Source organism: Sulfitobacter sp., assembly GCF_039977885.1.
Taxonomy (GTDB): Bacteria; Pseudomonadota; Alphaproteobacteria; order Rhodobacterales; family Rhodobacteraceae; genus Sulfitobacter.
The window spans coordinates 24,369-47,368 of sequence record NZ_JBDWCI010000012.1; the positions used below are offsets into that span (position 1 = coordinate 24,369).

The 23,000-nt window shown below is 56.9% G+C and carries 23 protein-coding genes and 1 pseudogene; 8 read left to right on the top strand and 16 right to left on the bottom strand.

Annotated elements, in window-relative coordinates; genetic code table 11:
• Position 1: 1 nt before the first annotated feature.
• The 8 genes and pseudogenes from ABJM03_RS08520 (at position 2) to ABJM03_RS08555 (ending at position 7,345) form a co-directional block, all read left to right on the top strand.
• Positions 2–913 carry a phospholipase D family protein gene (locus tag ABJM03_RS08520; protein WP_348336959.1) on the top strand — a complete coding sequence of 304 codons (912 nt, stop codon included), beginning with the start codon at positions 2–4 and terminating at the stop codon, positions 911–913.
• A gap of 420 nt (positions 914–1,333) precedes the next feature.
• Complete coding sequence (locus ABJM03_RS08525) at positions 1,334–2,212, top strand: zincin-like metallopeptidase domain-containing protein (protein ID WP_348416974.1); 879 nt, start codon at positions 1,334–1,336, stop codon at positions 2,210–2,212.
• Positions 2,209–2,412, top strand: coding sequence for a hypothetical protein (locus ABJM03_RS08530; RefSeq protein ID WP_247034477.1), 204 nt, complete (start codon positions 2,209–2,211; stop codon positions 2,410–2,412). The genes ABJM03_RS08525 and ABJM03_RS08530 overlap by 4 nt, the downstream gene beginning before the upstream one ends.
• A pseudogene (locus ABJM03_RS08535) lies at positions 2,409–2,597 on the top strand (hypothetical protein); the annotation flags it as partial. The gene ABJM03_RS08530 and the pseudogene ABJM03_RS08535, both read left to right, overlap by 4 nt.
• A 22-nt stretch (positions 2,598–2,619) precedes the next feature.
• On the top strand, positions 2,620–2,901 hold the full coding sequence (locus ABJM03_RS08540) for a hypothetical protein (RefSeq protein ID WP_348416975.1): 282 nt from the start codon (positions 2,620–2,622) through the stop codon (positions 2,899–2,901).
• Between the two features lie 173 nt (positions 2,902–3,074).
• Positions 3,075–3,665: a hypothetical protein gene (locus ABJM03_RS08545; RefSeq protein ID WP_348416976.1), complete on the top strand. Its 591-nt coding sequence runs from the start codon at positions 3,075–3,077 to the stop codon at positions 3,663–3,665.
• Complete coding sequence (locus tag ABJM03_RS08550; RefSeq protein WP_348416977.1) at positions 3,652–5,460, top strand: relaxase/mobilization nuclease domain-containing protein; 1,809 nt, start codon at positions 3,652–3,654, stop codon at positions 5,458–5,460. Before ABJM03_RS08545 ends, ABJM03_RS08550 begins: the two co-directional genes overlap by 14 nt.
• Positions 5,453–7,345 carry a type IV secretory system conjugative DNA transfer family protein gene (locus ABJM03_RS08555; protein ID WP_348416978.1) on the top strand — a complete coding sequence of 631 codons (1,893 nt, stop codon included), beginning with the start codon at positions 5,453–5,455 and terminating at the stop codon, positions 7,343–7,345. Before ABJM03_RS08550 ends, ABJM03_RS08555 begins: the two co-directional genes overlap by 8 nt.
• A 128-nt stretch (positions 7,346–7,473) precedes the next feature.
• Here ABJM03_RS08555 and ABJM03_RS08560 read toward each other — a convergent pair whose 3' ends face one another.
• The 16 genes from ABJM03_RS08560 to ABJM03_RS08635 all read right to left on the bottom strand — a co-directional run bounded on the left by ABJM03_RS08560 (position 7,474) and on the right by ABJM03_RS08635 (position 22,870).
• Entirely contained in the window at positions 7,474–9,093 is a 1,620-nt protein-coding gene (locus tag ABJM03_RS08560) for an Hsp70 family protein (RefSeq protein ID WP_348416979.1), read from the bottom strand.
• A complete protein-coding gene (locus tag ABJM03_RS08565; protein WP_348416980.1) occupies positions 9,090–10,526 on the bottom strand; it encodes a hypothetical protein in 1,437 nt (478 codons plus the stop codon). The genes ABJM03_RS08560 and ABJM03_RS08565 overlap by 4 nt, the downstream gene beginning before the upstream one ends.
• 192 nt (positions 10,527–10,718) lie before the next feature.
• On the bottom strand, positions 10,719–11,717 hold the full coding sequence (locus ABJM03_RS08570) for a type IV secretion system protein (protein ID WP_348416981.1): 999 nt from the start codon (positions 11,715–11,717) through the stop codon (positions 10,719–10,721).
• Positions 11,718–11,738: 21 nt separating this feature from the next.
• Positions 11,739–11,915: a DUF4177 domain-containing protein gene (locus ABJM03_RS08575; RefSeq protein WP_259938008.1), complete on the bottom strand. Its 177-nt coding sequence runs from the start codon at positions 11,913–11,915 to the stop codon at positions 11,739–11,741.
• Positions 11,908–12,903 (bottom strand): ATPase, T2SS/T4P/T4SS family, encoded by a 996-nt coding sequence (locus ABJM03_RS08580; protein WP_348416982.1) that lies wholly within the window; start codon positions 12,901–12,903, stop codon positions 11,908–11,910. The genes ABJM03_RS08575 and ABJM03_RS08580 overlap by 8 nt, the downstream gene beginning before the upstream one ends.
• A gap of 2 nt (positions 12,904–12,905) precedes the next feature.
• Positions 12,906–14,219, bottom strand: coding sequence for a TrbI/VirB10 family protein (locus tag ABJM03_RS08585; protein ID WP_348416983.1), 1,314 nt, complete (start codon positions 14,217–14,219; stop codon positions 12,906–12,908).
• Positions 14,212–14,907: a TrbG/VirB9 family P-type conjugative transfer protein gene (locus tag ABJM03_RS08590; RefSeq protein WP_348416984.1), complete on the bottom strand. Its 696-nt coding sequence runs from the start codon at positions 14,905–14,907 to the stop codon at positions 14,212–14,214. Before ABJM03_RS08590 ends, ABJM03_RS08585 begins: the two co-directional genes overlap by 8 nt.
• A gap of 3 nt (positions 14,908–14,910) precedes the next feature.
• Complete coding sequence (locus tag ABJM03_RS08595; RefSeq protein WP_348416985.1) at positions 14,911–15,561, bottom strand: type IV secretion system protein; 651 nt, start codon at positions 15,559–15,561, stop codon at positions 14,911–14,913.
• Positions 15,562–15,565: 4 nt separating this feature from the next.
• Complete coding sequence (locus ABJM03_RS08600; protein ID WP_348416986.1) at positions 15,566–16,345, bottom strand: type IV secretion system protein; 780 nt, start codon at positions 16,343–16,345, stop codon at positions 15,566–15,568.
• Positions 16,342–17,397: a lytic transglycosylase domain-containing protein gene (locus ABJM03_RS08605; RefSeq protein WP_348417571.1), complete on the bottom strand. Its 1,056-nt coding sequence runs from the start codon at positions 17,395–17,397 to the stop codon at positions 16,342–16,344. The genes ABJM03_RS08600 and ABJM03_RS08605 overlap by 4 nt, the downstream gene beginning before the upstream one ends.
• A gap of 236 nt (positions 17,398–17,633) precedes the next feature.
• On the bottom strand, positions 17,634–20,000 hold the full coding sequence (locus ABJM03_RS08610) for a type IV secretion system protein B4 (RefSeq protein WP_348416987.1): 2,367 nt from the start codon (positions 19,998–20,000) through the stop codon (positions 17,634–17,636).
• Positions 19,990–20,268, bottom strand: coding sequence for a VirB3 family type IV secretion system protein (locus ABJM03_RS08615; RefSeq protein WP_024096577.1), 279 nt, complete (start codon positions 20,266–20,268; stop codon positions 19,990–19,992). The genes ABJM03_RS08610 and ABJM03_RS08615 overlap by 11 nt, the downstream gene beginning before the upstream one ends.
• 7 nt (positions 20,269–20,275) lie before the next feature.
• A complete protein-coding gene (locus ABJM03_RS08620) occupies positions 20,276–20,566 on the bottom strand; it encodes a TrbC/VirB2 family protein (RefSeq protein ID WP_114885057.1) in 291 nt (96 codons plus the stop codon).
• Positions 20,566–21,144 (bottom strand): lytic transglycosylase domain-containing protein, encoded by a 579-nt coding sequence (locus tag ABJM03_RS08625; RefSeq protein ID WP_348416988.1) that lies wholly within the window; start codon positions 21,142–21,144, stop codon positions 20,566–20,568. The genes ABJM03_RS08620 and ABJM03_RS08625 overlap by 1 nt, the downstream gene beginning before the upstream one ends.
• A 64-nt stretch (positions 21,145–21,208) precedes the next feature.
• On the bottom strand, positions 21,209–21,535 hold the full coding sequence (locus ABJM03_RS08630) for a hypothetical protein (protein WP_348416989.1): 327 nt from the start codon (positions 21,533–21,535) through the stop codon (positions 21,209–21,211).
• 606 nt (positions 21,536–22,141) lie between these two features.
• Positions 22,142–22,870: a hypothetical protein gene (locus tag ABJM03_RS08635; RefSeq protein WP_348416990.1), complete on the bottom strand. Its 729-nt coding sequence runs from the start codon at positions 22,868–22,870 to the stop codon at positions 22,142–22,144.
• Positions 22,871–23,000: the final 130 nt, after the last annotated feature.

A 23,000-nucleotide genomic window follows, 5' to 3' on the forward strand; every position in this document is an offset into this window, starting at 1 on the left:
AATGCTTCTCTTACAAACGGGTGCTTTTAGACGAGAACTAGCGGATGCTTTGTCTTCAGCGGAGCAAGAGGTAATAGTTCTTAGCGCATTTGTTAAGCTCGATGCGCTCAAGTGGCTTATTGAAACAAGTAGAACTAGCAACCTTAAGATCGTATCTCGCTGGCAGCCGTCAGATTTGGCGGCTGGAGCTTCAGACCTGGAGTGCTTCTACCTCTGTGAGGAGGCCAATATTCCATTCGGGATATCGCGGAATCTCCATGGAAAAGTCTACATCGTGGATTCCAAGATCTTCATTGGGAGCGCAAATCTAACATCAAAGGGAATGTCCCTTTCACATTTGGAGAACGATGAGTTTGGAACTGGATTCGAATACGGTCAGACTGAAAAGATCAAAGTCCGGGACTATCTCGCGTCCGTAAACTGGCTTGATGTCAAAACTGTCGAATTGATGGCTGACTTCTTGAGTAGCTTTGGCGGCAACACGGATGTACCGTCGAATGAATGGCCCCAAGAAATTTCTGAAAAACTGGGTTCTCAACCCCTTGGTGTCTGGTTTCACGATCTTCCAATGTGCAGCCCAAATCAGTTGCTAGCGCAGACGGCTGCAGCAACGGCAATAGAGCACGATCTAGATTGCTTTCGAAGCAAGAAAGGCGCTGCCGAAGACGAGCTGTTGAAAGGCTTCATGTCGTCGCAAATTTGCTTTTGGCTTGAAGTGCAATTGCAGGAATATGGTGAGCTATCGTTTGGGAAGGTCACCTCGCTGTTTCACGACCAGATTCTTGATGACCCTATGCCATATCGTAAAAACATCAAGGAAGGCGTAGCAAACCTGTTCGATTGGGCTAGCAGGTGCAACACAAAGTTTGAAGTGGCCAGGCCGCAGTACAGACAGGTAATCCGCGCGGTGTAGTAATGAGCCCGCGCTTTCGTGCGCGGGCGACGTTTCCCAGTAGACTGCACCGGAGCTCAACGGGCCGTTGGCCCGCTCACCCCGATCCAAGCATCATTCCGTTTTATTTAGTCCGCCCAACATCCCTGACCGTGGCGGTTAACCTTAGTCCATCCCCAAAATCAGCCACCAATTTCCCCTGTCTCGCAAGCGAGCCATTCCTCGCGCGGCAGATTGGCGTCTGATTTTGGCGCAGACATTTTCTTCGCAAATGTGGCCGATTGACAGCCCCGTTCAGGGCCGTGGGTCGGGCTTTGCCCTCTCCCACTCTGTTCCGCCGAATACATGCGTATTCGGTCAGATCAGGTGGCCGAGGCGCAGCCCATCGGCGGAAGGGGACGCAAAGCCTCACCCGCGTCACTTTGATCAAGGAGGCCACAAATGGCACCGAAGTTTGATGTCTATGCCCATGTCACCGAAACCATTATTGCAGAGATCGAGGCAGGCACGCCGCCATGGCGCAAGCCTTGGACGGGGAGCGCGTCCGGCATTGCCTTGCCGACCCGACACAACGGCGAGGAGTATCGCGGGATTAATGTCCTGATGCTCTGGATCATGGCGGCCAAGCATGGCCATGTGTCCAGCCGCTGGATGACCTACAAACAAGCGCAGGAGCTGGGCGGACAAGTCCGCAAAGGTGAAACGTCGTCCACTGTGGTGAAGTACGGCACGTTCACCCGAGAGAACGAGCTGGGCATTGAGGAAGAGCTGCCCTATGCGCGCGCCTATCGCGTGTTCAATGCAGATCAGATCGAAGGCTTGCCGGAGGATTACTACATTCGGCCCGAGGCCCCGCGCGACCTTGGCACGGCGGCAGATCCGGAGCTCGAGGCGTTTTTCAGCCAGACAGGGGCGGATATCCTCACCAGCGACGACCCGCGCGCCTATTACAGCCCGGCAAAAGATCACATCCACATGCCGCCGATTGCCACGTTTCACAATGCGGCAGGCTACTACGGGACCTTGGCCCATGAGGCGATTCATTGGACTGGCAGCGAAAAGCGGTTGGAGCGGATCAAGAAATTTGCGAACCGCGAAGCCTATGCCTTTGAGGAGCTGGTGGCAGAAATCGGTGCGTGTTTCCTTGGGGCTCAGATTGGCGTCGCGCCGGAGTTCGACCAAAGCGCCGCCTATGTTGAAGGCTGGTTGAAAGCTCTCAAAGAGGACACGAGGGCGATTTTTCGCGCGGCGTCTGAGGCGCAGAAGGCCGCCGACTTTGTTTTGCAAGCAGCAGGCCAGAGCAAGGAGGTCGCAGCATGATCCCCGACTATCACAGCGATGATTTTTCGACAGCACGTCTGGAAGATACCGTCAGCTTGCGAAGCGCGGCTCGTGAAGCGCGCGCCACGCTCTACGCGGTATTGAACCGGCTCGAACTGAACGATCTGGACGGCGAGGAGCAGCCCTATATTGATGATTGCCTTGGGGCGCTCGCAATCCTTGAGGAGGCGCTGCGATGACCTTGGAAGAGATCAAAACGGCAGTGGACGCGGGCAACCGCGTTCATTGGGTCAACAGCGGGTATGTGGTGATGCGTGATGACCTCGGGCAATACCTCATCACATTCACGCGGAACGGGTCAGCTATTGGCTTGACCAGTCGGGATGGCACCCTCCTGAACGGCGAGCCTGACGAATTTTTCATCGAGGAAAGCGCCGAGGATTGCCATGACGTATTCTGACATCAGGCAGGCGGGCCGAGAGGGCCGCGCCAGCGTGCATCTTCATGGGTTCTGCAATCTGCCCGATGGCGGGCAGGAGTATTGTGATGATCCAGAACTGATTGATGGCTGGGCTATCTATGTCCGAGTTGAGACCCCGGACGACCCGCAACAGCCCTTTGATCTGCACGAGCTGCCCGACCATCAAGCCTATTCCAGCGCCAAAGGCGCGGCCCGCGCAATAGCGCTGCAATTGCTAGGCGATGCTGAGGCGTGGAACCACGATTAGTGGTGCCCTGCCTTGCGCATGTGGCCGGGCTTTGCCCGGCGATCGCAGCCTATGGCTGCTCCAAACGGAATACAGGCAGTTGATGCAGTATTATAATATTGAATCAATTATGGCGAAGTGCCATAACAGGGTGCCTGTATGATGCTGGCAAGAAATAGGGGTGATTACTTCACATGGGCCGATCGCGCGTACCACGGCACAAGCGACTGACGCAAAACCAGCGTTTTGCCATCGTGCGCAAGCGTGCCGAGGGGGTGCCGATCGAGGATCTGGCCCGCGAATACGGCGTCACGCCCCGCAGCATATTCTACACGTTGAAGGCCGATCAAAGCCGCAAGTTGGATGCACGCGTGCGTTCAGAATTGGTGAATGCCCGGCTCACGCCAAAGGAGCTTGCGGGCTTCGATGCGGTGCTGACGCGGCATGATATTACCAGCCGGGCCGAGGGGTTGCGGAGGTTGATCCAAGCCTCAAACGATCTCTTTGTTCCCGACGACGAACTGGCCAATCAGATGCAAAGTCTGTCGGCCTCGCTCAATCGTACCGGCAACAACATCAACCAGATTGCGCAGCGCCTGAACGAGGCAAAGCGGCAGGGCAAGACGCCGCCTTATGGCAACTCCGCCCATAGCCAGGTACGCGCTTTGGCCGGGCTGATTTTCGATATCGCCGACCAGGTTCAGGACATGGCGCAGCGTCGTCGTAGTGCATTGTCCGGCGAGGTTGCCCGCGTACTGGGAGGCTTTACCGATGGCCCGCAATAGCGCCGTTGCCGCCGCGCAGGAGGCCTTCTTTGATCGCGACTGGAGCCGCATTCGCGGCAGCGTCCCGCGCGCCCGCGCGAAGCAGATGGCGCGCGCGGCCATGGGGCATTCCCCGGCGATCTTCAAAGCCATTCGCGACGGCGGCACGCACAACAAATCGCAGCTGCGCAACCAGCTGGAATACCTGACCACCAAGTCGAGCTTCATTATCGACAGCCGTGGCACCTATGACGGCCAAAGCGTTCTGTCAGCCAAAGAGATCGAGCAGGTCGCGCGCCGGTTTTCAGCGCAGTGGAATGAGGGGTTTCATCCAAGACTAGGGCACACCTCACATCTCTTGATGGCCTTTCCGATTGGCACGCGCGGTGAGGATGTCGCCGACATTTCGCGCGAGATTTGCGAGCGTTTCTTTCAGGGCGAAGGCAGCCACTTTGATTATATCGCGGCCGTGCATGAGGACCGTGATCATCCGCACGCGCATATCGTTCTGAACCGGCGCAGCAAGGACGGTGAATTCTTCTTTCTGAAAGAAGGGCACCACTTCAACTACGACAGTTTTCGCGAGGCGATGGTGGAGGTGTCGGACCGCTATGGGCTGCGCCTTGAGGCGACCCGTAAGCTTGAGCGTGGAATCACGACGAAGAGGCCAAGTGACGTAGAGCAGCGCCGTGCCGAAACCACCGGCCAGAAGCTGGCTGAGCGCGAGCGAGTAGGGCCAGAGCTTAACCGTGCCTTGGCTGAGGTGGCGCAGAACGCGCGGATTTATCGCGGATTGGCGGCCGAAGCCTCGCGCGAGAACCAGCATGACATTGCAGCAGCCTTGGGCAAGGCCGCGACTCTCTTGGCGCAGGGCAAACCGATTGAAGCAGATGGAAAGGTATATGGTATGGCCGAAGAACAGCATTCGTTTGATGAGGTCGTGGATGCCTTTCACGACAAGATCAACCAAGCTGAACGCATCGTCGCGGACGCCCCGGTGGAGCGGCGCGCAGCGCTCGAGCATGAGCTGAACGACATCTATCGTTCACTGTCACATCTGAGTCCAATGGGAACGCAGTCCCACACCTTGCTCGAAGACGCGTCCCAAAGTGGGATCTATTCCGCAGCGAATATACGGGCCGAAGCTCAAGAAGCGTTGCAGGACCCAGCTCTGGCAGAACGTCTTCAGCAGGCTTTGAAAGACACCGGCATTGACGCGCAAGAGGTGACACGTCGTGTCGAAATTGGCGCGGGCAATGCCGCGCTCGAGCGGCAATGGCTTGGACAGGATTTGAATGCGATTGCCGAGAAGCACGGCTTTGATCTGTCACGCGCCGATGAGCTTGAGAAAGCGATCGACCGCCTTGACCAGTTGCACAGTGATCTGGGCCGTATGTTGGCAGATGCTGAGGTTCTTAAAGACAGTGGGACGGTGGAGACCGACCGGCAGGAAACCATAGTCGACGGGTTGTCGCCGACCATGGCTGATATCCTGAGCCGTATGAGGGACGACCCAACCGCAGATCCTTTCCGCAGCGATCTGGAACGCGAGACCTTGCGCTCCGAGCTGGAGGAACTGGTCGGTGAAGAAAGCACCCCGGACTTGGCGATTGGCGATGAGACCACGCTGGAGGAACATATCGAAGACCGCCTGGACCGGCTCTATGCGGCCAAAGCCTACCTGCAGAGCGATGCTGCTCTGGCGAACAGCGTGGCGATGGAGCACGTCCTCGACGAGATCGCCAATGAAGAAATTGAGGTTCAGCGCGAGCGGCATGTTGATAGCGATGGCGAAAAGGGCATGACGCATGGGTAAGACGCGGATCGCACTCGGCGTCATAAGCTTTGCTCTTCTGGGCGCGGTCTTGGGGTATGTTCTGGCCTCAGCCTTTTTGACGTTTCGCTGGTTCGGGGGTGGGGCGGATATCGACTTTCTGATACTGGCGCGTGGCTATGGAGATCTTCGCACGACCCATCCGGCCGATATGCAGATCGTTCACTTGATCGTCGGGATATGCACTTGCGCGGGTGTTTTGCTTAGCGCTGTGTTGATGAACGACGCGCTGACCAAGTTTGGTAAAACCCATTGGCAGCATATGTCCGAGATGAAGCGGAATGGCTTTTTCGGCAAGCCTGGCCAGGGCTTTGTTCTTGGCAAAATGGGCAAGTCCAAGAGTCGCAAACCCTTCGTGATGTCAAAGGTGTTCCCCCATGCCCTGATCGTCGCCCCGACCGGACGCGGTAAGACGACGGGTTTTGTTATCCCAAACCTTCTGACCTATCAGGGCAGTGCCGTGGTGCTGGACGTGAAGGGCGAGAACTTCGAGGCGACGGCGCGCCACAGGGCCGCGCAGGGCGACAAGGTGTTCCGGTTCGCGCCCACAGATTGGAAGGACGGCCGCTCGCATCGTTACAGTCCTTTGCTGCGCATATCGGCGCTGGACAACGTCGATCGCCAGCAGATGGAGCTGCAGCTTCTAGCATCGCTGTTCTTGCAAGCTGATAGCGACCGGGTCCAAGGGCTTCTCGATGGTGGTATCGATCTGTTCGTGGCGGCAGGACTTTTGGCGTTCGAGCGAAAGCGGCCCACCTTGGGCGAAATCTACCGGATCACGGCTTCAGGCGGAGACAAGCAGAAGGAATATCGCCGCCGCGCCGATGAAGTGGTCAATCCAGCCGCCAAGCTGATCTTCATGCGCATGGCCTCGACCAACAACGACACGCTGACATCCTACCTGTCGCTCTTGATGACATCTGGCCTCAAGCAGTGGTCAAACCCGGCCATCGACCGTGCGACCGCAACGTCGGACTTCGATTTTCGCGATATCCGAAAATCGCCGTTTTCGGTTTATCTCGTGGTCGAACCGCTGATGGTAAAACCGCTCGCGCCGTTGATCCGCCTGTTTTTCTCGGACCTGCTTGCATCACTTCAGGACCATGAACCTGGTAAGGACGAGCCTTGGCCGGTCATGATTATGCTCGATGAGTTCAACCGCCTGGGCCAAATGCCAATCGTTCTCGACAGCATCGAAACTCTGCGGTCCTACCGTGCCAATCTCGCCATCGTCACCCAGACAATCCCGGCGCTGGACGAAATCTACGGCGAAAATGCCCGCCGCGCTTTGCAGGGTAACGCGGGCATCAAGCTCTATCTAACCCCCTCAGATGAAAAGACCATCGAAGAGCTCAGCAAAGCCGTCGGTAAAACAACCAAGCGTGTTGTGACCCGCTCGCGATCAGTCGGACGTAACCCCTTCGCCGGTCGCAGCATGTCTGAACGGACTGAAGAAACCGCGTTGCTGCCAGAGGATGAGGCGCGGCGCATGGATCTTGATGACATCGTCTTGGTCGTCGACGCGCAAATGCCTGTCCGCGCCAAGCGGATCAAATACTATGAGGATCGGTTTTTTAGGCAGATCTTCGACAAGCAGAGCGGCGATCTGCCGTATCCATCCGCCGAAGACCAAATGAGCGGGCTGCAAGGGCAGATCAAAGCGCTGGAAGCGAAGGTCGGGGCGATGGAAATGTCGAAGAAGGTTGCAAATGAATCTGGAAGTGTCGGCGAGAAACGGCGCAAGGAGATCGAAGAAATGGCAGTTGAAGAGCAAAATTCGCAGACCGAAAACACCGCGAGTTTAGGTGACTATCAGGCCGGTGCAGCAAGGGTGGAGCGGTTTATGGAAGAAGCAACTCGAGGATAAAGGTGGGGTCATCATTATCGCTAAGGTGTCCGGTGAACTAAATCCGAAGTTTCACCTCAAGTCATTGCTCTAAATGCCCGAAGATCATTCAATCCTCGGTTCTGTGCAGAGTTTTGTTGATGGCTTTCTCAAGAGTGTGGGGAAGTATACACGGGCGTCATGTGCTTTGGTCCCGGATCACCGTCAAACTGATCTAGCGTCGGTTTTTGTTCAGGAAGTGCTGGATGCGCTCCGCCGATAGCCACCGCAAGCTGAGGATAAAATTGTTCAATCTCAGGATAAGCATCCCTCAACTGGTCTGGCATAGCATTGCTGAGTTCAAGCTTCACGCGCTGCCCATCGTTTGAAATTGGTTTGGAAGTCAATTCATTGACCAAAGGTAAGCCTGCGCCCCCGCCTGTTGGAACAAGGTAGACCTTTGCGTCGCCTTCCTTAATCGCGATTGCTGCTTTGGCAACCATATCCCTAATAGAATCGAAGATCTTTTCGATCATGGGGTCATCGCGGAAGTCTTCAAGCTTAACTTCAACAAGTTCGTCGGTAACAAGTTCAACGAGTGCTTCGCCAGTGGAAAAAAGGGCCTCTTTCTCTGCACGGATTGTTCGGCGCAGCGCTCTTTCGGCTTGCGAGTACTCGGTTGTTCCTTTCGCAAGCGAGCTACGCTCCAAAATGAATTTCTGAAGCGCATTGTCTATAGCATTCCCCGCTAAATTCTTAGCGCCCCGTGCGCTTTGGATCTCCCATACCTTTGCCCGCTGGGATTTTCCCTTTACACAGATGCATCCCGCGACGTCGGTCGTGCCTGCGCCAATATCAAGGATGACAAAATGTTGTCGACCTGTGGGCTGAGCTTCCATCAAGGCACCGGCACCTGCTGCGGTAGCCTCTAAGACTGGTTCGTTCAGAAGGTTGAGTGGCAAATCCTCGTCGGAAGCCTGTCTCGCGGCAAGTAGGAGTTTGGATGCCCGACGTACATTCACTTCCTCAACGAAATCTGAAGGGTGACTCCGCGCCAAGGCAATCGCCTCTGCAACTATCCGGCGCATCGCAATTGAGTTGTGACCCGCAACTTCCCTTTTCCAGGCTGGATGCGTGTAGCGCATTGAAATATCTTGCGAAAGCCCGGCTGAAACGAGGGAATGGTCGACCATTCTTACCAAGTGAGAGAGATAAAGAACGAGGGCATCTCTTTCAGAAAAGGTGCGATCAGGATCCTTGGATTCTGGTAGCATCCGTTTCTCTAGGTTGGAAACATCCTTGCTCAAGGTCATATATTGTTTTGGGTTATCGATGAGCTGGTCCTGTTCCGCGGCAATGTCGTCAAAGATCTTCCGCGCTGATCGCCCAAAGTGAATTTCGCCCTGATGAATAAAAAGCTCAGAGGGCATTAGAAACCGTGCGGACCCTTCGGCACTCTCCGAAAGTGCAATATCGATCAGATCGGGGACTTCGTCAGGATCGTCGCCTTCGCTCGCATGAGCCTTTGAAAAAGAGGTCCCGAAATCAATACAGACAAGCGTTTCGGCATCCGGAGTGTTTTCGGGCAGCCACTTTACTACCGGCTGGAAATCATCGGGTTGAGAAACCGCCTCAATCTCGAGTTTGTCATCACTGGGCAATTCTAATTGTAAGTCAATCAAGCATTGAATGGCCTTCAACTCGGCTTCAGATAAATAGGTTTTCTTTCTGTCTTCTAAGGCCCTCTCCACGAGACCTTGAAGAATTAGTTTTGCAAACTCCTCGTTCATGAATGCTTTACCTTCGGCTTGAGTAATATGTACGGCGAACGACTTGGCTCGGTTTTTCGGGTTCCCGGTCTGACAACTAATACAGTTGCAGCGATAGGACCCTCGTTGACCGCTTCATGTTGAGCTGGATCAAACTGAACCACCTCGCCAATATCGAGAAAGAGATTGATATGACGTCTCTTGGCCAGAGACTGTACTACTTGGGAAACCTGCTTCGCTCTTCCGGAAGTGCGCGAGATTATCTGCCCTTCGTCTGGCATGAGTTCACTCACATCTTGGGCAATTCTCTCGATTGCGGCTCCATCAAATTCCGCAGAACTTACATAAATTAGCAACCGCGATATGTCAGTATCAAGCCGCTCGCCGGAAAGAGCTGTTACAGCAGCACTTGATTGGCGCTTCCGAGGTTCTTCCCCGGTGCAGAACCAGGCAGACATCTCCTCTGGTAGGCTCGAATCTCGGTTGACGATCGTCCGCGTGATCCCCGCTAGGAGATCGCTTCCGCCGACCGCTTTCAGACTATTTCGCAAAGCTTCGTTGCGAAGGCCTTGGCGTGAGAAAACATGCAGTGCTTCAGCGCCATGACGAATTAGTCTGCGTGATAACCCCTCGAATTCCTGCGGCGGCGATGCTGGCTGCCACCAGTTTCTTAAATCTTGTGCAATAAGGTATGATTTCGGGTCCGAAGAAGCAGAAAGCGATAGCCGGACGATATCTATGAGGGATCCTATCACTTCGATGGCCGCTTCTTCCCGCAGGCGCCTGTCTTCTGGTCCTTCTTTAGGGAGGTGGCCAGTGAAAAATAACCTTAGCTGATGACTGAATTCTGAACCTGACGGCAAGTCCGAAGTTATCAATCTGTCATCGATAGCTGAGTTTATCCTTCTGATACGGCGGGTCAGTAAATCAGATCGAACACCTTCCGAACTAAGTAGGCTATCGATATTTCTGTTTATCTTATTAAGGAATTCCTCTCGGGTCTCAGCCGCCGAAAGGCCGATTTCAACCCATACACGCCTTGCCTTTTCACCTAAGTCATCTCTAACAATTTCAGAAAAAGCAATTTCGACGACCTCTGGTGTCGTTTTCCTTTGCATGGCTTTCGCAAGGTACCAACGGTCCTCACCATCCTGGAGAGCTTCAAAGGAAGGGAGTCCGGATGCAATGCGTTCCTCCACAATTGTGAGGAAAACGGCTTCCATAGGTTTAGAAACAGAGGCTGCTCGTCCCGCTATTGAGAGACAACTCCAAACTTCATATGGTGACCCGTCAAGTATGGTTTTACGCAGCGATACAAGAATTTCCTCAAATTCGTCTGTTTCCAGGAATTCTTTCGTGAGGCGGCGATTCTGAATCACTTTACGCAAAGCACCCGCTACTTCGGGCTCTTTGGCGAAATCACTTTGTTTATGCGATTCTTCACTTTGGCACATGCTCAACCTCGTCTTGACTATACGCTCAGTCAGAGCCAGCCCGAAACTCAGTTATGCCTTAACACATCTGCTGCGTCGACACCCTTTGGCCGATTTTGCTAGGCCTGCGAGTCGCTGCAGTGTGCGTTAAAGCTACCTTGGGCCTGCCGATATTCTTGCAATTGTTACAGAGGACCGATTTTGGCCGAATCCCTATTCCAAACGCTTCGCCCTCTCCGCCACGCGCTGAACCATCGAAACAGTCGCAGTGCTAGCCTGCCGCATCACAGCCCCTGCGATCTCAGCATTAGACCTACTTCCAAGCCGCGCCCTTGCTCGCGAACCTTTTGTTCCAATCAAGCCCTTTGCGAAGCCGCCGGGTCCAGGAATGCTCGGCGGCCCTGCCATCATGAAGTTGCCGGAGATAGAGCGTACGATCAGCGGGGTGGCGATGATCATGCCGCCTGCGAGGAACATCATCATGAAGAAGGGCACCAGCGCGCCAATGTTGCTTGCTCCGGTGGGGTCTCCGAGTTCGGTCATGAGTGAGCGCGACATACCGACAACGGTGGAAAACACCCCTGCAATCACGAGTGGGTAGAGCGCATAGGATACGGTGCTGGACAGCCATCGGTGGAAATAGTCCTTGCTGACATCAAATAGCGACAGCGCGATCATAATTGGGGCGATGCCGATCATGAACGCCAGCATGATCTTCGCGAAAATCAGAACAAGCCCGCAGAGCGCGCCGATGACGCCGAGGAGGAACGCACCAATCGCGCCGATCAGGGCTCCGGCCATCCAATGCATGTTGTCTCCTGCCGCGTTCAGGTAGTCGCCAAATTCCTCGATAAGATCGTCGAAGGCTTCGGCAAAGTAAGATGCACCTGCACCGCCGCCGCCAAGCCCGGCCACCATGCCGCCCGCGAGTTGGTCGAGCCCATCGATCAGGGCGCTGGCCACACCGTTGAATTGGACCCAGTTCATAGCAAACAGAGAGATCAGCATGAGCTTTAGGGCGAACCAAAAGGCGGTTCGCCCATCCATGGATTTGTACTGAAACACCATGTTGAGGAAGACGCCGATCACCGCGAGCGTCGAGGCCACGGCGATGACGCCGCCGAGCTGACCCGCGACGTTTCCAAAGGTGGTTTGGGCCGCGTCGTCCAGAAAGTTGTCGGTTGTCTCTACCATCCAGGTGACGACGCCCATCGGATCCTCCTCGGTTTGGCTCTAGACGCTCGCGCCTGTTCGACGCTTCAAGAAGGCTTTCAGGATGTGCTCGCCATCGAAATCCGGCACGACGGAGACCAGTTCCCAGCCATCCTGGCCAAGGGCGGTCAGCTGCGCTTCGATCTTCGGTGGCTTGGTTTTGGCGGTGTTGATCTGTTCAATCTTGTATTCAAACATGGGCTGTTTCCTTTGGATGGGCCGGATCAATCGGCAGATAGAATTCGGTGATGCCGCGCGCGCCTTCATGGCGACCGGCCTGGATGATCACATCTATTGAGCGGGTGATGTAGTCGTTCATGTCCTGGTAGGTCATGGGTACGTCGGTTTTCAGGGCGGCGATGGCCAGGCGCTGGACCGCCAGCTGAGGCGTTTCAGCGTGCAGCGTGGTGAGTGAGCCACCATGCCCGGTATTGATGGCCTCAAGGAAGGTCATGGCCTCCTTGCCGCGCACTTCGCCTAAGACAATCCGGTCTGGCCGCATGCGGAGGGTAGAGGTCAGCAGGACATCCGCGCTGCGCGTGGCTTCGTCCCGGTCAGACATCAGCGTGACGACATTGGGTTGCTTCGGTCGCAGTTCAGCAGCCTCTTCAATGGTGATGATACGCTCGTCGTCGGGCACGAAGGAGAGGATCTTGCGGGCCGTGACGGTCTTGCCGGTCGAGGTGCCGCCGGACACGATCATGTTGAGCTTGTGCGTGACGCAGAACTTGATCGCGGCGTCGATGTCGCCTGTAGCCACGACATCGCGCAACTCGGCATTGCGCTTGTGTCTTGCAGCCTCGTTGCTGCGCTCTTTTCCGAACAGGTAGGACAGTTTGATCTGTTCCAATGGAAGGTCGGCGAAGAACCGCAGAGAAATCGCATACCTGCCATCAACGGCGGGAGGCTGGATGACTTGCGCGCGGATGGGGCGGTCGCGGAAGGTAATGCTGACCGAGACGATGGGTTTCGTTCGGCTGAGCGTGGTGTTCGCGGCGGAAGCAATCTGATTGCCAAGGTCTTTGATTTCATTGGGCGAGAGCCGACGATTGACGGACCGCATAAAATGATCCCCCTGAAACTCGGCCCAAAGTGTACCGTCAGGGTTGATGCAAAGCTCGATCAATTTTGGATCACGCGCCTCGGGGATCTTGTCCATCGAGCTTTGCAGGTAGCTGGCCGCCATGATCAGAAGATCTCCAGATCGCGGTCGACCATCACTGTGACGCGGGCTCCTTGGTCGACATAGATCACAGGCGAGACGGAGAGATATTCGCTGATCACGCTGTGCGCGCTGTCTTGCAGGTCTTCGCCAATGCCTTCCAGAACATCAGAGGTGATCTCATCTTCGGTGTTCTGGGCTGCCACAGCTGGCAAAGCTCTGATCAGTGAAATCAGGGCGGCCGACCCAAACCGGGTGCCGAAACGACTGTCGACGAAACCGGTTGTGCCGGAGCGGCCCAGTTCATCGCCACCAAAGGCGCTGATTTCGACGGTCTGGTTGCTGGGAAGAATGATCCGATCCCAGGCGATGATCACGCGCTGTTGCGCGATATCGAGGCCAGATTGATAGCGTCCGATCAGGCGTGCGCCGCGCGGGATCAAAATCCGTGAGCCGTCATAGGCGTGGACATCTTCAGACACCATGGCGCGGACCTGACCGGCGAGTGAGCTGTCGATCGCTGTCTCCAATACGGCCTGGATCATCGTGCTCTGAACAACCGTGTTTGACGGGTTCACGATCACTTGTGCCTGTGTCACCTCGGCAGGTTCAGCGCCATTGCGGACAAAGTCTGTATCGCCATCAAGTCGCCGCTGCTGCGCGGCGGTTTCAGTGTTGCCGCTTCCAGTACTGCCAAAGGCGATGATAGGACTGGCTATACGTGCTTGTAGTTCCTCTAGTTCGGCTTGCCGTCGTCGCTCGAGTTCCTGAAGGCGCAGCTCTTCGGCCGTGGGGCCGGTCGGTGCGGGCGTGCGCGGGGTTTCCAGGCGTGCAAGTTCCAGATCGTTCTGCAGTCTCTGGATTTGCCGGCCACGCTCTTCCAACTCTTCGCGCAAGGCGGCTTGGGTGGAGGCGGCCTCGCTGCACAGGACATCGATCTCTGCGCTCAAGCTGTTGAGCGCTTCAGTGTTGACGGCTGGGGTTTCAGGTGCTGGCGCGTTGCGCAGGGCTTCAAGTTCTTCCCGCATGGCGTCCATTTGCGCGCGCAGCTCTTCTGTGTCGCTGGCCGGTTCCGGCTCCGGCGGCGGGGCTGTGTCAATCGGTGCAGGCGTGGGCTCGAGCGTACCAAAGCCCGGTCCGGCCGCTTGGAACTCATCAGGGGATGCGGTTTCCAGACTTTCGGGGGCAGAGCCGCCAGAGAACAACCACATGAGCCCCCCAAGGGCTGCGATTGCCACAATGCCCAAGGCAATCGTGACAACAGACGGGCGCGCCTTCGCGTTTTGTGGTTTGCCTTCAAGCGCTTCTAAGCGTTTCTTAAGCTCAGCTGTTTCACTCATCGTGGTTTGCCTCGCTCATCTCTTGTACGCAGATCTCATCCTCGCCGAGCCGGAGAACCCATCGATCACTGATACCTGACACACGGATCACGCCGTCTGGCCGCGCGAGCGTATTCACGCTGCGCTCATTGCCAGCCGACCAGCGAAAGATCGCGGGTAGCGGCGCGTTTGCGGCAAAGCGAAAATAGGTGAAGGTGCCGTCATCCCAAATCTCGCGCGGGGTGATTTCGGTCCGCGCGCTGACGCCATAGGCGTGGTTTGAAGGCTGGCTTGCGGCCACTCGGGATTGCTGCGGAGCGGACTCAGGATAGGTGAAGCGGATGACATAGAAGGTCGGCGAACTCGCCTCAGTGACGTTGAAATAATAGCTGCGCCGGTTGGTGTAGACGGTGATGTTGGTATGCGCACCGCGCGTGACAGGCTTGATGGCAAAGGCCTGGCCACCAGGCACGCCGTCCAAAAGGAACCCTTCAGTGTCGCCCGCAATGATCGAGCGGATGGTCTCGCCCTGGCCAAACTCAATGCTGGTCACATGGGTCAGGCTGGTGCGGATACGGTAGACCTGCCCATCCTGATAGGTGGCCAGCCGGACGCGGGCATCAAAGGGGCCTTGGCGCGGCTGCGTTTCGGCATAGGCGGTGCCAGCAAGCGGAACAATTAAAGCGAGGATCAGGAATATGCGGCGCATTGGTTACTCCAGACGATCTGAGCGGATCGCGTATTCGGTGACAGTGAAGCCGAAAGGGTTCTGCCAGACATCATCGATCGACCGGCTATTCTCGGGCCGAAACTCAAACATCAGCGTTGCGGTGAAGAGCCCGTTTTGAGTGCCGCGCGGCGAGTTCAAGCGCTTGCGCAGACGCACCTGGGCACGGTTGGCGCTGATATGGGTGATCGACAGAACCTCGACATCGAGCCGCGCATCTGTGCCGTAGCTGTCGGGCGGATAGGCTTCGTGGCCGCTGGTCCATAATGCGCGCAGCCCTGCAGCTGCCGCGCCGTCCGACTGGTCCAGGACCCGCCGCACACGCACATCATTGTCGAGCTGATTGTATGTCTCTCGATCGATGACATAGCGGTAGACCTGTGCCTCGATGATAGCGGGGCGTTCCGTGAGTGAGACCGCTTCAACCACGGCATTGGGGAGGGCCATGCCGGTTTCGCTATCAAAGGGCACGATCATGGGCGGCGGGTCCGCGTCGAACAGAGCGACAAGAGCAGCGGCGAGACAACCTGCCATGCCAAACGCCATGCCTGTCAGCCCCAGTTTCTGCCACATGAGCTCGCGTCGTCGTGCGCCGTAAACGAGCTCTTCTTCGATGGTTTCTGCCTCACTGTTCATAGGATCAGTCCGCGCGCAGGTCTGGCAGGGTAAAGTCCATGTAGCGGCGCTCTTCGGCCAGGGTGGCGGCATCCACCACGCCGGATTGGCCCGCGCCGACGGTTTGAATGGCTTCGAGCTCCCACATGCGCGTCATGGCGATGGCCAGCTCGGCCGTGACGCGGGTGTTATGATCGACTGCTGCCTTGAGCGTTTCCATGTCGGGGATTAGCGAGACCAGCTGCTCGACCCGTTCAAGGGATTGCGCGGCTTCGTCATAGCTGTTCTCAGCGGCCGCCGACATCACCGCCCCGGTGCCCACCTGGCTAGCTATGCGCTCAGCCCCCGGATTGCCGCTGCTGGCCATGTCGGAGAGGGTATCTTGGTCAAATCCTGCATCCTCAAGCGCTTGTGTCATGCGGCCTTCCATCTGGGGTGCGGCGTTGCCGATCAGGCCGCTGAAATCGCCGCTTTGGATTTGCCGGATGGTGCCAAGGAGATCGCCAAATTCTTGGTCTAGGAGGCCGTCAAGGTCGCCGCCCATGGCCATGTCGATGATGTCCGTCGCGCCGGTCAGGGCTGCGTAGGTCTCGTTGAGCTTGTCGAGTTGCTGCTGCACTAGATCGAGCTGTTCGAGAAGCGTGTCGAGCTGGTCGGTCTGGATCCCGAAATCCTCCAGCATCTGCTGCAGTTGGCGAATTTCTTGGGCGATGTTGCGTGTGTCGACGGTGGGAACGCCTTGGGCGTAAAGGGGGGAAGCAACCAGCAACGCGCAAGTGGCAACGGTAGAAAGAAAGCGGATCATCGGAGGGCCTCCAGATCGAATTGCATGAAGTCTTGTTCACGGGCCTGCGCGGCCGCCATGGCCAGCTCTGCCGCGCTAAGCGGGCGGGTATGGGCGGCCTTGAGGCGCGTGCGGATTGCGATCAGCCGGGCGAGTTCTGCCCGCGCGTAGGTGTTGAGCGACATGGCCGCGTGAATGTCATCTGTCTCGCCAATACGTGTAATGATGTCCCGCACCCGAAGCGCGGCGGCTTGCACCGACACCAAGGAGTAATCGCCGTAGAGCCCTGCGCCGAAAGAGGTCAGGCTCATCGTGGAGTTGGCGAGCAAAACTGGATCAATGGTGCCAAGCGCGTCGACGCCGCCCACGCGTGCAAGGTAGAGATTGTAACGCTGAGGGATCACCTGAACGTAGTGCTGGGTCTCAGCAAAAGGAGGCACGCCGCTGTAGCGCTGCACGTTGCCGGGACCGGCATTGTAGGCCGCCAATCCGTGAATGATGTTGCCGTCAAACATGGTCAACATTTGCGCGAGATAGCGCGCGCCGCCGGTGACTTGGATGTAGGGGTTTTCATAATAGGCGGGATAAATCCCGAGATCCTGCGCCGTACCGGGCATGATCTGGGTCAGGCCGAATGCGCCAACAGGGGAACGCGCGCCGATGGTGAAGCGGCTTTCTTGCCAGATCAGCGCCTGCAACAGACAGCGCCATTGCTTGGGCGACAGACCGGCAGCGCGCACGCCGGACATGTGGTGCGTTTCTTGCGCGGCACGAATGATCAGCTCTTCAATCGATCCCGAGGCATCGCCGAACATCTGGGCTGCGCCTGGGTTCGGGTCGACCGAACCATAGAGCGTGTCTGCGGCGCTTTCAGGTGATGAACCAGCTTCTAGGCTTGCGACCATTGCGCCGGATTTCCCGCTGGCCAACGTCGTGGCATCGAGGATGTCTTCCAGTGCCTGGAGTTGTTCTTGTTCGAGCTCTTCAAGCTCTTCTTCTTTGGTCAGCCGATCCCGCTGCAGCGCCAGATCTAGTTCTCCCTGCTGCAACACGCGCTCGCGCTGGAAGAACATGCCCGCATCAAATGTGGGCACGCCCTGGGCAAAGGCCACTGGCGCGGCGAGCGACACCAGACCCGCAAGGATATGCAGGCGGTGCTTATTCACGGAGGCCACCAATCGGCCCGAGCAGCTCGAAATTACAGTTGCTGCGGCTGACCTCGGCAAAGGAGTTAAAGCAGTCAGCTTCCGACGGCCGGTACTCCGCGCAGGCTGTCAGGGTAAGAAGGGTGAGGGTCAGAACGCAAAGTCTACGCATCAATCTGTCTCCAAAAATCCGGGTTCTGGCGGTAATCCGCGCCCACGAGCGCTTCGCCTTTTTCCATGCCGCCAAGGATCGTGAGGTAGGGGCCAAGGGCGCTTAGATCGGCATCGATCACGACCGAGCCTTGATCGTCACGCACCAACGCCAGGCGAGAATTGCTGCCCGTGCCGAGTAAGACGCTGAGCTCTTTTTCGGTAAGGCCCAGCATGGTGTAATCGCTGGCCGAGGCGCGGATGTTGGGAAGCAAGAGCTGCGTCGGCACAGCCTCGACAATCGTTTTGCCAGTGCGGGTCTTCTCAAGCTGGCTCGCATATTGGGTCATCATCACGACAACCGCGTTTTGTTTGCGTGCCGTGACCAGCCAGTTGCTGAGCCGATCCGCGAAATACGGATTGTCGAGCGCCTTCCAGGCCTCATCGATGATGATCAACGTCGGCTGGCGGTCCTCGATCACACGCTCCACCCGCCGAAACAGGTAGGACAGGACCGCCATGCGCTCTTTCTCGCTTTCGCTGTCGAGAATGCCGGTCAGGTCGAACCCGACGAAATTACCATCGAGCGAGAAGGTATCTTCAGAACTTTGCCCAAAAATCCAACCGTAGCGGCCTTCAGCGGTCCACTCCTGAATCCGTTCGAACAGATCCCCTTCGTCTGCCCCCGCCACAAAGAGCGAGGCCAGATCCTGCCAGTTGCGCAGGGCGGCATCGCTGGCTCCGGCGTTCTGGCGCACCACTTCTTGAATGCGGTTGATCTGGACCGGGCTCAGGGGCTTGTCGGCACGATGTAGCAGCGTGGCCAACCAATCGGATAGCCAGGCTTGGCCGCGCCCGTCGATTTCGGTGCGCAGTGGGTTCAGGCCGGTTGCTTCACCTGCCTTGATGGCGCTGTAACACCCGCCATTGGCCCGGACCGCCATTTCCATGCCCGCGCGATAGTCGAACACGAACACACGCGCGTCGCAGCGACGGGCCTGGGTCATGAGGAAAGCTGATAACACCGACTTGCCAGAGCCAGGGCGGCCGAGGATCAAGGTGTGCCCGCCCGTCGGCTCTTTGTCTGGCTGACCCGCCTCATGGTAGTTGAACAGAAAGCCCGAACGCTCCGGCGTTGGAAACAGGGTGATCGGCTTGCCCCAAGGCACTTTGCGTCCGGGTTTGCCCAGTTGACCGCGATGCAGCGCTGCTAGGTCGGCAAAGTTGGTGTTTGTGATGGCGGCCTTGCGGCTGCGCATTTGCCCGTTGCCCGGATGCTGCGCAAAATAATGGGTTCGCGCCGCAAAGCTCTCGTTTACAAGATTAACACCTTCACTGGCCGCGATGTTGCGCACCTCGGCGGCGATTGCTTCCAGCTTTTCCTCGGTCTCCGCGAAAAGCGTGACCGTCATGTGATGATCGCCAAAGCTGAGCCGCTTGGATTCCAGATCATCCAGCGCGTCGATCAGTTCTTCGGCGAGGGAAATCGCACCATCATCGCTGGCCTTCATCAGACGCTGTTGGCGCTTGATCCGACTGGCCATGATGTTGCTGTTGATAGGCGTGAAGGAATGCGTGACCACCATGTCGACAGGCAGGTTCAGCTCATCGAACATGGTGCAACTGGTTTTGGCCGGATAGGTCTTGATCGCAAAACTAGTGCCAAACCGCTTGCCCGCCGTCCCATCGTCGAGCGTAAAGCCTCGCCCCTGAAACGTGACGCGCGTGTTTGCTACATCCTCGGCAATGACGCCAAAGCGGGATTTTGCGAAGAGCGGACGCTCCTGTCCGATATTGAGCGCCCCGAGGAACCCGAGTAGTTCGCCACTTTCAGCGCCGAGTAGGCGCGGGTTCATCTCGGCAAACGACGACAGGAGAAACCCGACGACCTCCTTGAGCTTGCGCAGCTGTTTGGCTGTTTGGTCTTTTATCTGTGCAATTGAGCCTGAGCGCTTCAGGCGCAGCCGCGCGCCGAGGGGAGGACGTTTCAGCACCGTGAGTGTGAGCGTCTTGTCCCGAAGGCCCGCCTGCGCTATGGCCGCTTGCCAGCGGTTGTCTAGCGTCTGGGCAAACCCCTCGTTGGGCACTGGTGGCAAGGCGGTCTCGATCGCTTTTGAAACCTTGTGGACGTAGAAACTGTACTCTGGACCAATCTGCGCGATGATCGCCGCGAAGAGCGCGCGGATCTTCTCCAAATGTGTGTCATCGCTGGTCATGCTGTTGACGCCATCAAGGCGGATGCACTGGAGCAGCGCATTGCCGCGTGTGCGGATCGTCACGTCATTCACAAGGCTGACATAAGGCAGCATGCTGGCTATCGGGCGCTCTTTGCGCGCCCAGTCTGGCAGCGTTGCAAGATCATCCGAGGGGTCATGGAGCATAGCTGTCCCCCGAATGGATCTTGCGATTTGGCGTCGGGGGCGTTTCCTGTAGGGCGGTGACCATCACCTCAAGAAACGCCGGATCCCAATCTGCCGCTTTCCACAGCGCGGGATAGGCCAGAGCGGCGATGATGATCACCGGCCAGCTTTGAACCCACAGAAAGAGCAACACAAACCCGAAGAGCCACACCATGGCATACATGATCGGCAAGCCGATGAGCTTTGGCGGCCGGATCAGACCGAGGAAGAGGCGGGTTTGTGTTGCCATGTCGGAGTTACGCGCCCCAGATGGCTGTCACGATGGTCGGCGCAGCTGCGATGCCTGCAATGGCAACCAGCACCCAAAGGGCTTGGCGGAAATCCAGAATGCCAAACAGCCAGGAGAGGAACACACCGATCAGGGCCAAGGTGCCGATCACAATGCCCAAGGGGCCGGTGATCGTGTCGACGATGCCCTGCAAAAGGTTCTGCACCGGCGAGAGGTCGATGCTTTGCGCGAGTGCGGGATTGGCAATCATCAAACTGGCCAGAGCCAGCGACAGGATCGTGCGGAATTGAATGTGCATCAGGAGGCTCCAGTCAGTCGGTCACGCACAGCCATGACCCGGCGCACGTGATTTTGGGTTTCTCGGTAGGGAGGAATGCCGCCATAGCGCGCGACCGCGTCTGGCCCCGCGTTATAGGCAGCGAGCGCGAGTTCGGGCGTGCCGAACTGCGCCAGCATCATCAGAAGGTAGCGGGCGGACCCGTCAAGGTTGGCCTGCCAATCGTGCGGATCGACGCCGAGCTGCGCGGCCGTTGCGGGCATCAACTGCCCAAGGCCGATCGCGCCTGCCGAGCTACGCGCGTTCGGGCGATAAGCGCTTTCAATCTCGATATTGGCTTGGAAGAGGGCCTGCCATTCCGTCACCGACAGACCTGCGCGACGCAACGCCGGGTGCCCGCCATATCGATGTGCGGTGCTTTCAAGTGCTGCGCGGATTTCGGGGCGGGGAACTGCGCGGGCGGGTGCAGGAGGCGATGTCTCCGGCTCAGGCGCTGCGAAAACGATCAGCTCTGGCGGGTTTGCGCCAATCCCGTCGACATAGCTTTGCGCAAAACCTGATTGGGGTGATTTGGTTTCCAGCTGGCCATCAGCCCGCATGGAAAGAACAAAGCCTTCAGAATAGGCGGGTGCAGCAAAGAATGCTGCGAGGACGGCAAGTGGCTTAGCCAGCCTCGTCCAACTTGTGAGAGGCGACCTTGCCCTCGAGCATCGGGATCGAGACGATCGAAACACCAAGGCCCGCAAGGAAGCTGGATAAGCCGTTGATCGTCTTGAACTCTCGGGCAACCATATTGTTGCGCGCGGTAACGAGCAGGCGACGCGTCTCGCCATCTGGCGAGACGCAATGCACGGTCCAAACTCCGGACCACTGAGCACCTGTACGTTTGGGCGTAACCCGGCACACAACATCCGCCGAATGACCCTCGGCAAGCAGCGTGCGCAGCCCGTCTTCACTGACAACATTAGGGGCGTCTTGCATCAAATTCATAGGGTCGAGCCTTGCAGAATTGTGCATTGGCCCGGCAGTCCCTCATGGACTACCGAACCGATACAATATTATAATCTTGCAATCAATGGGTGCAATTTGCTTTGTTGCAACCTTTATGCGTTGAAACGAATTTACTGCAACGGAGTGGCTGAGCCAAGATAATATGGCGCTTTTGAAACAAACATTGGCGGTTATGGTCGTGGTGAGCTGGGGATCTGCCGCGATTGCGGGCTCTTGCCTGCCGCCTGCGCCGCCCTGGATGCCTACTGATCCCGATGACGTACGGGCTTATGCTTACTTGCTGAGGCGCGATGCGAAGACGTATTTTACCGATGTCGAGCGGTACTTCCGTTGCCTAGATCGGCAGAGGCGAGAGGTCTTCGAGCAAGCGCGCGTGGTCAGTGGAGACTACGCGCGCGTTCTGGAAATACAGGGCGGTATGAAGGAATGAAACCCGCTTTCAATGAGCATAAAAGGACCTTTCACCAAGGCGGCATCAAATATCTCACGCGCCAAAACGGATTGGCATTCAGTGCCATAGCAAACAATGACGGCTGTCAGCCCATTGCAGTCGCCACCCTCAGCTTGGGAAAACCAGCTGCTTCCTTATGGAATTGGCCATAAGGTCTCAGCGCTCGCTCCAGGTTTCTTGAAATCGGCTAGCGTGAATTTCCCAACCCCCATTAAGCAAGCGCTGTAAGCACTCTCCTTCTTTTTGCGCCCCCAGAGATCCACCCTGGCGTGAAAAGCACTTTTCCCTTCGGCATGACCTTCGTGGAAAACGACTTTGTTGCCATTCTTGTTCAATTTTTCCCTGAAGCTGAAAATAGTATCAGAGCGCTTCTTCTTCGCGTCGCAGTAGTGAAAGTGGTATCCCCAATCCCCGTGGTTTTCCCTTATGACAACATGTCTTTTATCAACTCTCTGAAGGAATTGTGCTGTAACTACTGAGACGCTCGAGATGATGGGGCGATGCTGAACTAACCGCAAACTTCCTCGAACTATGGGGAATTCTTCGCGCTCTAGAAAGATCTCGCCGAGAACTAGGCTGCTGCTATCTCGCCGTTCGAGCGAGCTGACGCCTTCCGCGTACGAAAGCTGCTGGTTTAAACTTTGCGCGACAATTTCGATTTCACGCAGTAGCCCCGAAGCATGTTCGTAGAAGCGCTTGGGTATTATGAGTGGAGGTCTGTGCTCTCCTGTTCGGAGGTCTTCTGCGTCTCCCAATCCTTTGCTAGCTAAAAATTCAATCTTCTCGTGGCTGGAGAAGCTGCGCAGTTCCGCTAAGAGATTATCGAGTCTTAAAACTTTCCCATTGTCGTTTTCCAGTCTCATACCCCCCTTTCTTGATTGAATTCACCCTATGAAGCGCATCTTCGACCTTCAAGACTTGAAGTGCTCTGATCAGTTCCAAGGCGGCAATCCAACGCCGATATTTTCATCCTGTGAATTACACCTCAAAATC